Source organism: Flavobacterium geliluteum (assembly GCF_017948595.1).
GTDB classification, from domain to species: Bacteria; Bacteroidota; Bacteroidia; order Flavobacteriales; family Flavobacteriaceae; genus Flavobacterium; species Flavobacterium flavipigmentatum.
This window is the reverse complement of the sequence record NZ_JAGFBV010000015.1, coordinates 77,829-92,353: the sequence shown is the minus strand read 5'-3', so window position 1 is coordinate 92,353 and position 14,525 is coordinate 77,829. Positions and strand designations below refer to the sequence as shown.

The following is a 14,525-nucleotide window of genomic DNA, read 5'->3' as shown; positions in this document are numbered from 1 at the left end:
TTGCTAAGATATTTAAAATTGAGGGCTTTTGCCACACTACGTAAGCCAATTTTGTATATGCAGACAAACTTTAATTCGTGAACTTTATCAAATGCTGAAACAATTATCATTTACAAAACTGCAGCTGTTTTGTAAACCTGAATAGGAGCATCAATGAGATCTTCGCTTTTTGCAATAAAGTCCTGCAAATACTTTTGATTATTATGAAAATCAAGTCCATCTTGGTCTTTCCACTCTTCCCAAATGATAAAAATATTTTTTGTTGCGTGTAAATCGTATCGCATACAAGCCGCTTCTTTTCTGGTTTCGGTAACCAAATTATGCAACATATTTTGGACTTGTTCTCTGTTTTCTGTTTTACTTTTTATGATGGCTGTAATTGAAATCATGATTAAAAAGTTTTAAAAATTTATTGAAGATGATGGTATAATTTTCCTTAAATATACTACTATTTTCAGAGGTAACGCCTTTTTCGAGATCATGAAAATAGAAGGTGTCGAGTTTCTCAATACCAACAAATTTATCGACTTCTTCATCAAGAACGATGGCTTCTTTGATATTCATTGTTTTGATTTCGAATTTTCTGCTATTGGTCAAAAATTCGATGGTCCAATCGGTGACTGTTTGGTTGAATTTTCAGCCTGAATGAGCGAAATTTTTTCCTCCGTTGATGATAAAAATTTTCTTCAAATTGTAAATGTTCTATTGAAGTTGAGAATCGTGTGAGGGGTAGCAGCGGTATCCTTTTGTTTTTTTCTTTAAAAAACAAAAGATTTAGCGAATGACCCGACCCCGCTTTTTCTGCGGGGACACACTCAAGAACTTCTTATTGTTTTCATATGTGTAATTTTTTGACAACGTAAATAGTCCGTCGGAGTTTAGAAAAGCGATTCGGTTAGTGTTTAAAAACAATTTTTTGCCACAGATTAGTGGATTAAAAAGTATTTTTTATCTGTGTTAATTTGGGAAGTATGTCTATTTTTATTTTTTAAATCTGGAATCAAAAATCATTTTTCTGGTGCTTAAAACTTTAATTTTTGAGGCATCTGGATGATTTGGATTTATTAAATAATTAAATTCCTCTGGTACGATACTGCTTGGGACTTTTAGGACTGCAGATTCATTGTAATCTATAAAATCATCACCAATCATCTGAGTAGTTGCAATAGGTGGTTTAGCATTCCAATCTTCTGGTAAATCTTCGAGGTTTACTTCCTGAATTAGTATTTCATCGGGAATTTCAATTTCGACATAAAAACGATCTATGGGCAAATCTTCACTTAAATCTAAGTGTACCGACACCTCTAGAGTGGCCAAAGCCCTGCTTTCGGCAGTATAAACCATTCTGGTGTTGAGGCTATTCCAACGATAGCCTTCAGACATAGATGCTCCGATACCTTTTAGAGTTGTGGATAAGTATTTTTCTCTTTCAATTCTAAATACGATCATTATGCCAAGTTTCCAAACTCTAATCTATTCAGACTAAATTTGACTTCATTAATTCCTGTAACAGTATCAAGCATATTTTCAGGAATGTTTCCGCCAATAGAAAGATTCGGTTTTTTTAACCATCTTTGAAACTTTTCTTCCTCATTATTAAAAACTTCCAGTCCGTAGTCTATCAACTCATTGATTAAAATAACCAATTCGCTGTCTCTACTGTCCAGCAGTAAATGCTCGCTTTTTTTCTTATTATAAGTTGTTTGGGGAATTCCGACAATCGCCAAAACTGATTTTACAGGATTGTTGAGTCTTCGGCTAATTTCTTCGATAGAATCGTAAGGAATACCAGATCGTATGACGCCAACACGCTCCAATTTATTGCTCCAGCTATACTCTTTCCCTCCGGAATATAATGTAGATCTTTTTATGGAGATCACTTTTCCTGAGGCATTTTGAATACTTCTTTTAGTGTCAAAAGGTTGTGTTTTTTGTTTGATACTTTTCATTGCGCAACAAATTTGCTACAAATATACAATATTTTTGTTGCTTAATTAAAGAAATTAAATTAAAAAACTAAATTATCTTCTTGATCACACGCAATTTATGAGTATGTTTATTTATTTCAGGATTGTAAATTCCTAAGTGATCGAGACGATCGATGCGTACTTTTCCACTTGCGTGAATGATGTAGTTGTTTTCCATGATGATGCCAACATGAATGATGTTTCCTTCTTCATTATCAAAAAAAGCCAAATCACCTGGTTCACTTTCTTCAATAAAACTTAGCGGTTCTCCCTCTAGGGCTTGCTGCGAAGCATCGCGGGTGAGTTTGTAACCGTTTAATTTGTATACCATTTGTGTAAAACCAGAACAATCGATTCCGAAAGGAGTTTTTCCGCCCCAAAGATAAGGAGCATTCAAATACATGTAAGCTGTCGTTATTAAAGTACTTTTGGGCTTTATACCGCTGGTTCTGGTTCCTTCAAATCCAAAATTAGAGGTATTAATTTCGCTATTATTCAAAAATGACAAGGAAGCTCCAAGCGGAATAGGCAATAATAAATTATCCGGAGAAGTAATATAATCAATCAAATCGGCATTTAAAATAATAGCCTCATTGCTTAATTGATTAAAATTTGTTTCAGAAATTACCTGATATTGTTTAGAATCCATCCATCCTTCGTAGCCATCAAACTGAATCCTGATTCTAGCCCATTGGTTTTGGCGTTCTAAAATTTCGATGTGTTCACCAAACAAAAGCTGCGTAACAATTTCACTTCTGTCACTTGGTTCCAATCGAACAGGTACTATGGCTAGATTACAAATTCCGAACATTTAAGATAATTTATGTATTTAAAATTAGGAGTTATTTTTTTAGAATAACTCCTAATAATGCTATTTATTTTTTAAACTCGTTCTATCACAATTGCCGAAGCTCCACCTCCACCATTACAAATAGCGGCAGCACCCGTTTTGGCATTATTTTGTTCTAAAACATTGAGCAAAGTTACAACGATTCTGGCACCAGAGCAACCAAGAGGATGTCCTAACGAAACAGCTCCACCATTTACGTTTACTTTCTCGTTATCCAAACCAAGGATTTTAGAATTGGCCAATCCAACGACAGCAAAAGCTTCGTTAAACTCGAAGTAATCAACATCTCCAATCGCTATTCCGGCTTTATCTAATGCTTTTGGTAATGCTTTTGCCGGACTTGTAGTAAACCATTTTGGCTCCTGTGCAGCATCCGCATAGCCTTTTATGTAGGCCAAAGGTTTTAATCCTAATGCGATTGCTTTTTCTTCAGACATCAAAATCACAGCAGCTGCTCCATCGTTTATTGTTGATGCATTTGCGGCAGTAACCGTTCCGTCTTTGGTAAAAACAGCGCTTAAAGAAGGTATTTTATCTAATTTTACATTAGTATATTCTTCATCTTTCGAAAAAATTACGGGCTCACCACGTCTTTGCGGTACTTCAACAGGAACTATTTCATTGTCAAATCTTCCTGCTTCCCATGCTTTTGCACTTCTTTCGTAAGATTGTATAGCAAAATTATCCTGTTCTTCACGGCTAATCTGGTATTCAGAAGCACACAAATCAGCGCAAACTCCCATTGCACTGTTGTCATAAGCATCTGTCAAACCATCTTTTTGCATGCCGTCTAACATTGTGGCGGGACCAAATTTAGTTCCGTTTCTCATTTGCACATAATGCGGAATGAGACTCATATTTTCCATACCTCCTGCTACAACTATTTCTGCATCTCCGCAAGCAATGGCTTGTGCACCAAACATAATGGCTTTCATTCCGGAGGCACAAACTTTGTTTACAGTAGTACAGGCAACCTTCTCAGATAATCCCGCAAATAGTGCAGCTTGTCGGGCTGGCGCTTGTCCAACTCCAGCTTGTACTACGTTGCCCATAAAAACTTCATCAACTAATTCTGGGTCAAGGTTAATTTTTTGTAGTGCGCCTTTTATTGCGGCTGCACCTAATTTTGGTGCGGGAACGGTAGATAAACCTCCCATGAAACTTCCGATAGGTGTTCTAACGGCAGAAACGATAACAACTCTTTTGTTCATTTTCTGTAGACTATTAGTTAGTGATAGCAAATTTAACCTTTATTTGTAGATATTCAAATTTTGAGCGAATACGATTGAATTTTAAATTGAGGTTGTCTTTTTGTTAATTCTATTCGTTTGATTGTTAAGTGTTTTAAAAAAAAGATTGAAAAAAGATAAAAAAAAGCACCAAAATAGTTGCGAGTAATACAATGTTGTGTTACATTTGCAACCGCAAAATAGGACTCGTTTCCTTGAGCTTGGAGAGGTGCCAGAGCGGTAATGGAGCAGATTGCTAATCTGTCGACGAGCAATCGTCGCCAGGGTTCGAGTCCCTGTCTCTCCGCATAATAATTTGCTTTTCGGGGTGTAGCGTAGCCCGGTTATCGCGCCTGCTTTGGGAGCAGGAGGCCGCAGGTTCGAATCCTGCCACCCCGACAAAACTTTCCATAAAGTTTAAAAACAAATGGACGCATAGCTCAGCTGGATAGAGCACCTGCCTTCTAAGCAGGCGGTCGAAGGTTCGAATCCTTCTGCGTTCACACAAAGCCTCATAATCTTTTGATTTTGAGGCTTTTCTGTTTTAATTACCTATATTTGAAATCAATATTTTTCAAAAAAAATGAATACACCTTTTCAACAAGCAAGTATCTGGATTGATGCCGAAAATGCTCAGGATCCAAATATCGAAATTGACCAAAACAACGAATATCCAAAAGAGTTATTGTACTCAATGAGGATGTATCAAAAACTAATGGATTTTGCTCCAGATGCTTCTGAGGAAGTCCAAATTGCAGCAAAAGCACAACACATTTGTCGATGGAAAGTTGCAAGGGAGTCTTACGCTATGGATCGTGTTGGTTATTTAAGATGGAGAGAAGATTTGAAAAAATTTCATGCCAAAACTACTTCAGAAATTTTGGAAAAAGCTGGTTATGATGAGGCTTTTATTGCTCGTGTTTCTTTTTTAATCGAAAAAAAATTACTTAAAAAAGATGCCGAAACACAGCTTCTGGAAGATGTCATTTGCCTGGTTTTTCTTGATTACTATTTAGAGCCTTTTGCACAAAAACATGATGACGAAAAACTAAAAAACATCATCAAAAAAACTTGGGATAAAATGTCTGAAAAAGGACATAAGGAAGCTTTAAAGATCAGTTACTCTGAAGAAAATTTAAGTTTGATTAAAGCATCTCTGGGGTTGTAAATAAACCTATCAGAGACTAATTCATCGGTTTTGATTTTACAACTATAGTTTTTACAACATTTAAACTCAATTATTGTTCTAAATTTAAATTCTGAAAGACAAATTCATCCTCGAAATATTCTTTAAAATAAGAGCTTAATTTTGATGTGTTTCTTACCACATCACCAATGACAATAATAGCTGGTGACGCGATGTTTTTTTGAGCTACTAAGTCAATAATTGAGCTAATATTTCCTACTACTTTTTGCTCGTTATTTTTCGTTCCGTTCTGAATAATGGCAATTGGCAAATCATCGGCTCGGTTTGCCTTGTAAATTGAAACAATTTTATAAAGCTGATGCATTCCCATCAAAATTAACACAGTTGCGGCTGATTTTGAAGCCAAATGAACATCTTTAGACAATTCATGATTAGAAGTTGTACCTGTAATTACCCAAAAACTATCGGCAACATGCCGCTGTGTCAAGCTGATACCTGACGAAACTGGAACACCCAAAGCCGATGAAATTCCGGGAACGACCGCAGTCTCTAACCCAAATTTTTCTACATATTCAATTTCTTCACTTCCGCGACCAAAAACAAAGGGATCGCCTCCTTTTAGGCGTACAACATGACCGTAACGATTGGCCATAGAAACGATTAAATCATTAATTTGATCCTGCGTATAAGCATGGCATCCTGAACGTTTGCCAACAAAAACAATCTCAGCATGAGTTGCATATTGCAATAATTCTTCGTTTACCAAAGCATCATACAAAACCACATCGGCATTTTTTAACGCTTTTATGGCTTTCAGCGTAATTAGTTCAGCATCTCCAGGACCAGCGCCCACAATGGTTAGTTTTGGTTTTTTAAAGTTTTTCATACTCCTTTAACTTAAATTAATATTGAGGTCGTTTAACTCATCCATCGAATGAATACTGGTCAAATGAATCTTTTCGCTATCTTCTATTGTGATAATTTGATGCGGAATTTTCGCGATTAAATCATTCATTTTTAACTCCCCTGCATCAATTACGTTTTTGATAACTGCCACTATTTTTTTTGAATAGATTCCGATTAACGGATGCAATCTGCTTTCGGAAGTAAAAATGGTAATTCCCGCTTCCTGGTTGTGCCTCGTAATCAAGTCGGATAATAATTGTGTTGAAATTAAAGGAATATCACAACTCAAAATCAAATTAAATTCGGTTTCAGAATGTGACAAGGCCGTATAAATTGCTCCTAAAGGGCCTTTGTCCATTATAATATCTGCTATTTTTGGATATACCAAATAATCGTATTCTTTTGAGTTTGTTACTAAACGAATATTTTCTGTAATAGGCAAAATTGCCTGAATAATATGTTCGATAAAAGGCTTTTTTTGAAACAAAACCAACCCTTTCTCCGACTGGACGTGATTGCTTTTTCCTCCGCAGAGAATAAATACTGTTAGTGTCTCCATAACAAACAATTTATTGATGATTTACTACTAATTTATATGTTTAAGCTTCAGTCAAAGTTGTAGTTTTGATCTTTTAATTATTGTTTAATTTATCGGCAACAAAGTAACCGATTCTCCCTTTTTTACATTTTCTACGTTATAAGGAACCATCAATAAACTGTTGGCCTTTGCGAAAGTATCGAGCAATACCAGGCTATTATCCTCTAAAACAGTTACAAATGTTTCGTCATATAAAACTTTTAAAAAAACTGTTTTTCCTGATGTATTTGTAATTTCTGAATTTAATTTCCGAATTACTTTTGGTACATAAATTTCTCCAAAACCCATTTTATTTTTTATTGCGGGACAAACGTAAACATAAAAATTAGTTAATAACGATGCTGGATTCCCTGATAAAGTAAAAACTAAAGTTTCCTCTTTTTTTCCAAAAAAAAGTGGTTCTTCAGGTTTTTGATTGATTTTATAAAAAAGTTCTTTCACTTCGTCTTCGAGTAATACTTCTTTTACAGCATCAAAATCTCCTGCCGAAACTCCGCCAGAAATCAGGACAATATCATATTTTGAAAGACTATTTTTTAGTGCTTTTTTAATTGCTTTGAAATTATTTTTTACTCCAAAAACTTTCGTTTTTTTGATTCCAATAGTTTGTAGTGCTGCTTGAAGCATCAGCGAATTACTTTCGTGAATTTTATCTTTTAGGAATTTTTCATCCGTTTTAACCAATCCGTTTTCTATTACCAAAAGAGCTATTTTCGGCTTTTTATAAACCGTAACTTCTGTAATTCCTAAACCATATAAAAGACCTATTGAAGCCGGTGTAATTAAAGTATTGGCTTCTAAAGACACCTCATTTTTGTCAATTTGTTCAGTTTGTTCCACATTTTCATGAATATTATCGAACTGATCCGGCATTACGGTAATCAAAATTGACTTTTCATTTGCCATCACATAATCATGCGTCACGACAGTATCGGCGCCATCGGGCAAAAAAGCTCCCGGAAAAACACGCACGGTTTGGTTATTTTCCAGTTTTGTATTTAAGTGTTCTCCCGCCTGCAAACTGCCTACAATATCATATTGTTGTTTTTCGCTGTAAACAAAAGCGTAACCATCTATTGCAGATTGTCGAAAAGCAGGTGTCGCAGTGTGAGAGTAAACCGTTTCTGCCAAAACATAGCCCAAAGCCTTGCCTAGAGGAATTCTTTTGCCCGGCATTTTAGAACTGTTTGCCTCGACTATCGCTAAAGCTTCAATAACTTGTATCATTTTTTTGAAATAAAAACTACGTTTAAGTACTTATAAACATAAGTATTTTGTATTAGTATGGGTGATGAATTTGAATTTATTTTAATCTCTATAAAATTAGTCTAATTTATTCAATATCAGCGTTCAATTTTGAGCTAGTTTTTATTCAAAATAAAACCATTGCTGTACCAACAAAAATGGTCAGAGAAGCATTAGTCTAATTGATTTATTGTTTTCTAAATTATGCTGAAGCTTTTTTTAATCAGTAAAACCTTTATTTATAAAAAAAAACTTATGACATCATTTACCCTTCCTGTGTCCAAAAAAAGCCCGTTCATGACATTTTACTATCAAAAAATGAGGTGATAAATTAAATTTACTATAGAAAAATAACCCAATCCATTTCTTTCTTATTAGTAGTTTTTTAGTAATCAAACCACAAAATCATGTCGTACTTAAACGTCCCTCGTCTTACCTTTTCAGGAGATTTCATTTCTGATGTCTCTACGGTCAATAATGACCCACAACATTACAACAATAGCAGCTTTGAGCCTTCATTTCAGCAATTTGGCAAAGGATCGCAAAACGGATGGTGGAACCCTGAAGGCGGTGCCACATTTGGATTTCAAAATTGTTTTGTAAAACGAATTACAGGAGAAGATGGTACTAGCACCTCAGATCCTTTATTGGATGGCATTATCGGTCAGGTTGTATGTGGTGCTGAGGGAAGAAACTCCGGAAAAATGGTAGATTTAGACCCACAGCAGCAAATGGTTTCACAACTTTGGGGTGTAACTTTTAGAATACTTACCGCTAAGAATGAGTTGTTACTTGAGGGAAAAATTGAGCCTACTGGTTTTAGGGATTTACAAATGCGTCAGCAATCTGGTGGCAGGGTTAACGGACAACCTTTAGGAGGTTCATGGACTTCGGTTCTTGAAGATGTAGTTTGGGGCGATTTGGCTGTTAATTCCCCTTTTTTACTGGCCTTAAAAAATAAAACACAAGGAAATAAACTGAGTATAAACTTAAATGGTTTTGGCTATTATTACAGTCATGCTGAAGATGGCAGATTTTCATTAGGACGTGTATTAGGAAGTTTGGGACCTTGGTTTTTCAACGAACCACAACTTTTTGCGCCTACCAGAAGATTATACGGAATTCTTTCTAATGGAGGTTCTATCTTCTTTGGTACTTCCAATTTTTTATTCGATAAAAATAATGCAAGACTCTCGATTGATATGGGAAGTTCATTCCCTGTATCAAACTCGATAGGCAACGTTTCGCTAACTACCAATTTATATCTGGCTGTTAGTAAAAAAGCAATAAACGCTCCTTCTAGCCCAAATTCTGTTATAGTTGCTAGTACCGATATTGTACTTATCGGTAAAATTGAGTATCAAAACGGAACAGATTGGCTCAATAAGACCAGTGCTATCTTAGATTTTAATAACCTAACTGCCGAGGCCGTTGCTGCCTTAGAAAATAATCAATTACTATTACTTGGCGGCTCTTCACAAGCAAATCAATATGTGGTTATTGCACGAGAAGCGATTAACGGACTTGTAGTAAGAGCAGATAATTTTGTACAACGTTTAGACACCAACCAAACCAATGAAGTGAGATTTTATGCCTACCAGTTTGGAAAACCTCTACAGAACGCGAGCCTAGATATCACTTTGGAGCCAGCTACGCCAGTTTCTCCAAAAAACGAAAACACCCCACCTATTTGCGACATACCGGGAAATAATTATCCCGCAGCAGGCCTTAGCTTTGATGCAAATATTAGTACCGATGAAAATGGTTTGGCAATATTAAAATTGACAGGAAACAGAATTGATAGTCCACGAGACTATATGGATGGTCAGATCTACACACTGGATTATCAGTTAAGTGGCGTAACACCAGATCCTGCATCGGGTTCTATGATGCCAGATGCTTTTATTGCAATACACTTAAGAGACTATTTTGAAATTCCAGAGAAGCCGGTTTGGTCAGATATTAAAGATATTATGGTACAATTTGCGCATCTCTACCCTATTATGAGTAAGTTTTTTATTGATTTTAGTGATCCTAATGCAATGATAGCCAAGAAGGAAATTTTAACGTTTGCGTTTGATAGAGACATCAAAGATCCTATCTACATGCCCGTAACCCGAGATTTATCAGAAAATAAAAGACTGACTATTTTAAAATGGCTGGAAAACCCAATCATTGATGAGCAGGTTGCTGTAACAAAACAAAAGACGATAGCAAAAGTAAATGTAGTGGAAGAAATAGCGTTAACAGAAACTATCACTTTGACAAATAACCAAGAGCGATTAAAAAATGCAGTACGAGCAAAAAACGGCTCCAACTTTAGTAGCCCTGAAATCACTAATCTATTTGAATTCTAAATTATAACATTATGCTAAAGATAAGTCCTAAATTTGTAAATTCTATAATCAATGCTGAAAGTTTAGAAGAACTTTTTCCATTGCTGCAAAATGCTATCGAACTAGAACATGCTACGATCCCTCCTTATTTGACAGCATTGTTTTCTTTTAAACCCAACACCGAAGCTGAGATCAGGAAAGTCATCCATTCGATTGTAATCGAAGAGATGCTGCACATGACCATCGCTGCGAATATATTGAATGCTTTGGGAGGAAAACCAGACATATCAAATCCGAATTTTGTACCCAATTACCCTACCCATTTGCCTATGGGCATTGGTGAAGGCCTAATAGTGGGTATAGAAAAATATTCGCCCGAACTGGTAAAGAATGTTTTTATGGAAATAGAAGAGCCTGAAAACCCTATAGTTTATGAAAAAACGGCAAAAAAGAGTGCTTTACCAACTTTCAGGACCATCGGAGAATTTTATATGGCTTTACAAAAAAAAATAGACGAATTAGCACCAGAAAAATTACCGGGTGATCCTGCTAGACAAGTGACTTCATCATTTTTTGACTCTAATTTACTGTATCCCATTCTAACAAAACATGATGCCATGAGCGCCATCAATATAATTGTAGAACAAGGAGAGGGAACTACAACTTCGCCAATAGACGAAGAGGGAGAATTAGCACATTATTACCGATTTCAGGAATTATATGTTGGGAAAGAATTAGTCAAAAATCCAACGGCTCCAAATGGTTATTCTTTTAGCGGACCAGTCATCCCATTTCATCCCAATAATGTCCAGCCTATTTTTCCGAACACCAAAGCAAATATGCTGCCCGAAGGTTCTGAAGAAAGAAGACAGGTAGATATTTTTAATAATTCTTACAGTGATTTATTAAACGGGCTACATCGTACTTTCAATGGAGAACCCGAATATCTTAACAATACGATCGGAGTTATGTTTGATTTGAGGTTAACTTCTCAGAAATTAGCTGAAATGCCATTTCCTGGAAAAAAAGGTTACACCATTGGACCTTCATACGAGTTTACCAAAACACTTTCTGAACACGAAATTCTTTCATAATATGAAATTCAAATCAAAAGCTCTAATTGTTAAGTTATCTGTAAGTGATGTCGTAGCATCCAGAAAATTCTATGAGGAAATTCTAGGATTTAAGGTCGATGATAAATATACGCTCAATTCGGGTGGGAATTTCGGAATGGAATCATACCTACAAATGTACCTGGACTCTAAGCAGAAAAATGATTTTATGCTGGGTTTGTTTAAAGACATTAGTGTGCCTTTTTATCCGTTGCCCGAAACCGGCAGCGTTCCGAGTTTTATCGTAGATGATATCAAGGCAACCCTGGAGTATTTTATAAGTAAAAAAGTTGTGATCGATAAAATAGACGGTGTAATAATCAATACTAATACTTCGGATAAAGGGTATGTTGACAAGTTTTTCTTTTTTAGAGATCCTGACAATAATTCTTTGGTCATCCGCGAGAATATTTTGAAATAATACTGGTATAAAAGAAGTGCTAAATTAAAAAGAAATGATAGCAAAATCAAGTAAAACTGCCGAGGAAATCATTCAGAACCTGCTTCAGAAGAAACTTTCCGAATCTGAATTAGAGTGGTTTACTGCTACTATCAAATTCGAAAACAGCACCTATTTTTTTAAGACATTCGGATTAATCTCCAGAAACATTTCGTCGGTTTTTCCGCAATGGACTACAGAAGAAAAAGCATTGTTAGAGGATTTGTATCCAGGCTTTACAGAGAGTAAGTGGGATTTACAGCAGCTTTGTCGTTGCTTGTTAATGATACAACTTCCAAAACATCAAAATATTGAAATACTGAAAAACTTAGCCGAAATGGCTGCAATTACAGAGCTTGTTTGCCTTTATAAAGGTTTATTTTTTCTAGAGAATGCTCACGATTTTGTGCCAATGGCTCAGGAAGGAATCAGAACCAATATGGTCGCTGTATTTGATGCCATAGCATTAGGAAACCCTTTTGCTGCAAAATATCTGCCCACAGATGCCTGGAATCAATTGGTTTTGAAAGCCGTTTTTATGGGGCTTCCATTGTATCAAATCACCGATTTAGACTTGCGTAAAAACGAAAAACTAGCTTTGATAGTTCACGATTATATTCACGAACGCTGGTCCGCAGGAAGAGCAGTAACACCTGAAATTTGGAGATTGGTTGTGGGTTTTATAAATACCGAAATAGCACAAGATCTAGTAAGTGCTGTACATAACGGAGATGACCTAACAAAACGAGCAGCCTTCAAAACAATAAAAAAAAGCTCATTTTATCATGAAAATGAAATGCCCAATGAAGCACTGTTTTATAAAAACATTTCATGGAATGCGATAGGAACAAAATATTATTCACAATTAAATTCTTAACCTATGTATTTTATTGACCCACATATTCACATGGTATCCAGAACTACTGATGATTACCAAGCCATGCGTGCCGCAGGTATCGTAGCCGTTATTGAACCCGCTTTTTGGCTTGGACAAGCCAGAACAGAAGCCTCTTCTTTCAAAGATTATTTTAGCACTTTGGTAGGTTGGGAAAGATTTAGAGCATCACAATTCGGAATCAAACATTATTGTACAATAGGTTTAAATTCTAAAGAAGCCAATAACGAAGCTTTGGCAGAAAAAGTAATGGATTTATTGCCTTTGTTTGCCGCCAAAGAAGGAGTTGTAGCTATTGGCGAAATCGGTTATGACGATCAAACTCCAGCTGAGGATAAATATTTTAGATTGCAGATCGAACTGGCATTACAATTTAATTTGCCTGTAATGGTTCACACTCCACACAGAGATAAAAAAAACGGAACTATCAGAAGCATGGATGTGTTGGAAGAACACGGAATCGCTCCTCACATGGTCGTAATCGACCACAATAACGAGGAAACTGCCAAACATGTTTTGGACAGGGGTTATTGGACCGCTTTTACAATATATCCTAATACCAAAATGGGGAACGAACGAATGGTAGAAGTTGTAAAACAATATGGCTCTGAGCGTATTATTGTCGATAGTTCTGCCGATTGGGGTGTGAGTGATCCCTTGTCTGTTCCTAAAACTGCCGCTTTAATGCTCGAAAGAGGTATTGCGAAAGAAGATGTTCATCTAACTTGTTATAAAAATGCATTGACAGCTTATTCTCAAAGCGGGCAAATGCATGAAAAAGACTGGAAAAATGAAATGGTAGTTACCCAAGATACAATGTTTGAGGGAAGTAGTGTTCTGAGAGGACAGGAATCAAAAAAAATTGTATACCCAAATATTATTATCGAAAACTAAATGTCAAGTAAGCCCTTTTATCTATTAACCTTAATGCGTCCGGCCAATATTATAACTGCCATAGCAGATATTTTGGCAGGTATTGCTATTTCGGGAGTTTTAGTTTTTACTGGTAACAACGGTTATTTTCTACTCGATTTATTATTATTAGTTTTTTCTACTATTGGCTTATACGGAGGAGGAATTGTGTTTAATGATATTTTTGATTTAGAATCAGACATCATAAACCGTCCCGAAAGAGTGCTTCCCAGAGGTTTAGTACGTAAAAAGGAAGCCATTTTATTGGGTTGTTTTCTGTTGCTGATGGGCATTGGATTTGCTTTTGCAGTTTCTACATTAAGTGGTGTTTTAGCCATTATTATCAGCATTCTAGCACTTAGTTACGACAAGATAAGCAAACATTATCCGGTAATAGGTCCTTTAAATATGGGGCTTTGTAGGGGAGGCAATTTACTTTTAGGAATGAGCATCAGCAACGACGCCGTTTTCAATTATTGGTACATTGGCATTATTCCTATTTTATTTATTGCCGCCATCACGCTTACTGCCAAAAAAGAAGCGGCTGGCAATAATAAATCCACTTTACTAATTGCTATGTTTTTGGATGCCGCCGTAGTGGCCTTGTTTGTTTGGATAGGACATCTACTAGGATTTCGGTTCTGGATATTGATGCCTTTTCTTCTTTTTTGGTACGGAATTAATTTTTTTGCAAAATACAAAGCATTCATTCATAACCAACCCGACACCATTCAAAAAGCTGTAAAAACGGGAATATTGTCTTTAATTCCGCTTAATGCGAGTTACGTTGCAGGTTCGGCAGGATTGTTTTATGCGCTACTGGTGCTGGCTTTATTGCCTGTATCAATTTTATTATCTAAAAAATTTGCAGTCACTTGATTATACCTCA

General features: G+C 35.9%; 16 protein-coding genes and 3 tRNA genes. 10 read left to right on the top strand and 9 right to left on the bottom strand.

Going from position 1 to position 14,525, the window contains the following annotated elements; translation table 11 throughout:
- Positions 1–110 precede the first annotated feature (110 nt).
- From J3495_RS10800 to J3495_RS10775, 6 genes are all read right to left on the bottom strand, one after another.
- Positions 111–389 carry a putative quinol monooxygenase gene (locus tag J3495_RS10800; RefSeq protein WP_210666567.1) on the bottom strand — a complete coding sequence of 93 codons (279 nt, stop codon included), beginning with the start codon at positions 387–389 and terminating at the stop codon, positions 111–113.
- Positions 358–564, bottom strand: a complete 207-nt coding sequence (locus J3495_RS10795) for a hypothetical protein (RefSeq protein ID WP_210666566.1) — start codon at positions 562–564, stop codon at positions 358–360. Before J3495_RS10795 ends, J3495_RS10800 begins: the two co-directional genes overlap by 32 nt.
- Positions 565–981: 417 nt before the next feature.
- Positions 982–1,449 carry an RES family NAD+ phosphorylase gene (locus tag J3495_RS10790; RefSeq protein ID WP_210666565.1) on the bottom strand — a complete coding sequence of 156 codons (468 nt, stop codon included), beginning with the start codon at positions 1,447–1,449 and terminating at the stop codon, positions 982–984.
- On the bottom strand, positions 1,449–1,949 hold the full coding sequence (gene parS, locus J3495_RS10785) for a type II RES/Xre toxin-antitoxin system antitoxin (RefSeq protein WP_210666564.1): 501 nt from the start codon (positions 1,947–1,949) through the stop codon (positions 1,449–1,451). The genes J3495_RS10790 and parS overlap by 1 nt, the downstream gene beginning before the upstream one ends.
- Positions 1,950–2,016: 67 nt before the next feature.
- The gene (locus J3495_RS10780) at positions 2,017–2,778 is read right to left on the bottom strand and encodes a C40 family peptidase (RefSeq protein WP_210666563.1); all 762 of its coding nucleotides are present in this window, start codon (positions 2,776–2,778) and stop codon (positions 2,017–2,019) included.
- 71 nt (positions 2,779–2,849) lie between these two features.
- Entirely contained in the window at positions 2,850–4,028 is a 1,179-nt protein-coding gene (locus tag J3495_RS10775) for an acetyl-CoA C-acyltransferase (protein ID WP_210666562.1), read from the bottom strand.
- A gap of 241 nt (positions 4,029–4,269) precedes the next feature.
- Here J3495_RS10775 and J3495_RS10770 point away from each other — a divergent pair.
- The 4 genes from J3495_RS10770 (at position 4,270) to J3495_RS10755 (ending at position 5,214) form a co-directional block, all read left to right on the top strand.
- Positions 4,270–4,353 (top strand) — tRNA-Ser (locus J3495_RS10770).
- Positions 4,354–4,370: 17 nt separating this feature from the next.
- A tRNA-Pro gene (locus J3495_RS10765) sits at positions 4,371–4,445 on the top strand.
- A gap of 30 nt (positions 4,446–4,475) precedes the next feature.
- Positions 4,476–4,549: transfer RNA gene (locus tag J3495_RS10760), tRNA-Arg, on the top strand.
- An 80-nt stretch (positions 4,550–4,629) separates the two neighbouring features.
- Entirely contained in the window at positions 4,630–5,214 is a 585-nt protein-coding gene (locus J3495_RS10755) for a DUF4202 domain-containing protein (protein ID WP_210666561.1), read from the top strand.
- Positions 5,215–5,284: 70 nt separating this feature from the next.
- On the opposite strand, the gene cobA is transcribed toward J3495_RS10755, so the two are convergent.
- The 3 genes from cobA to J3495_RS10740 form a co-directional block, all read right to left on the bottom strand.
- Positions 5,285–6,079 carry a uroporphyrinogen-III C-methyltransferase gene (gene cobA, locus J3495_RS10750; protein WP_210666560.1) on the bottom strand — a complete coding sequence of 265 codons (795 nt, stop codon included), beginning with the start codon at positions 6,077–6,079 and terminating at the stop codon, positions 5,285–5,287.
- A gap of 6 nt (positions 6,080–6,085) precedes the next feature.
- On the bottom strand, positions 6,086–6,658 hold the full coding sequence (locus J3495_RS10745) for a molybdenum cofactor guanylyltransferase (RefSeq protein ID WP_210666559.1): 573 nt from the start codon (positions 6,656–6,658) through the stop codon (positions 6,086–6,088).
- An 84-nt stretch (positions 6,659–6,742) separates the two neighbouring features.
- Entirely contained in the window at positions 6,743–7,924 is a 1,182-nt protein-coding gene (locus J3495_RS10740) for a molybdopterin molybdotransferase MoeA (protein WP_210666558.1), read from the bottom strand.
- 425 nt (positions 7,925–8,349) lie between these two features.
- Here J3495_RS10740 and J3495_RS10735 point away from each other — a divergent pair, with 425 nt between their 5' ends.
- From J3495_RS10735 to eboC, 6 genes are read left to right on the top strand one after another with little or no spacing between them, the layout of a single operon-like run.
- Positions 8,350–10,299, top strand: a complete 1,950-nt coding sequence (locus tag J3495_RS10735) for a hypothetical protein (RefSeq protein WP_210666557.1) — start codon at positions 8,350–8,352, stop codon at positions 10,297–10,299.
- 11 nt (positions 10,300–10,310) lie between these two features.
- The gene (locus J3495_RS10730) at positions 10,311–11,372 is read left to right on the top strand and encodes a ferritin-like domain-containing protein (RefSeq protein ID WP_210666556.1); all 1,062 of its coding nucleotides are present in this window, start codon (positions 10,311–10,313) and stop codon (positions 11,370–11,372) included.
- Position 11,373: 1 nt separating this feature from the next.
- A complete protein-coding gene (locus J3495_RS10725) occupies positions 11,374–11,811 on the top strand; it encodes a VOC family protein (protein WP_210666555.1) in 438 nt (145 codons plus the stop codon).
- 34 nt (positions 11,812–11,845) lie between these two features.
- Entirely contained in the window at positions 11,846–12,706 is an 861-nt protein-coding gene (locus J3495_RS10720; protein ID WP_210666554.1) for an EboA domain-containing protein, read from the top strand.
- Between the two features lie 3 nt (positions 12,707–12,709).
- Positions 12,710–13,618 carry a TatD family hydrolase gene (locus tag J3495_RS10715; protein WP_210666553.1) on the top strand — a complete coding sequence of 303 codons (909 nt, stop codon included), beginning with the start codon at positions 12,710–12,712 and terminating at the stop codon, positions 13,616–13,618.
- Positions 13,619–14,515 (top strand): UbiA-like protein EboC, encoded by an 897-nt coding sequence (gene eboC / locus J3495_RS10710; protein ID WP_210666552.1) that lies wholly within the window; start codon positions 13,619–13,621, stop codon positions 14,513–14,515.
- Positions 14,516–14,525 lie beyond the last annotated feature (10 nt).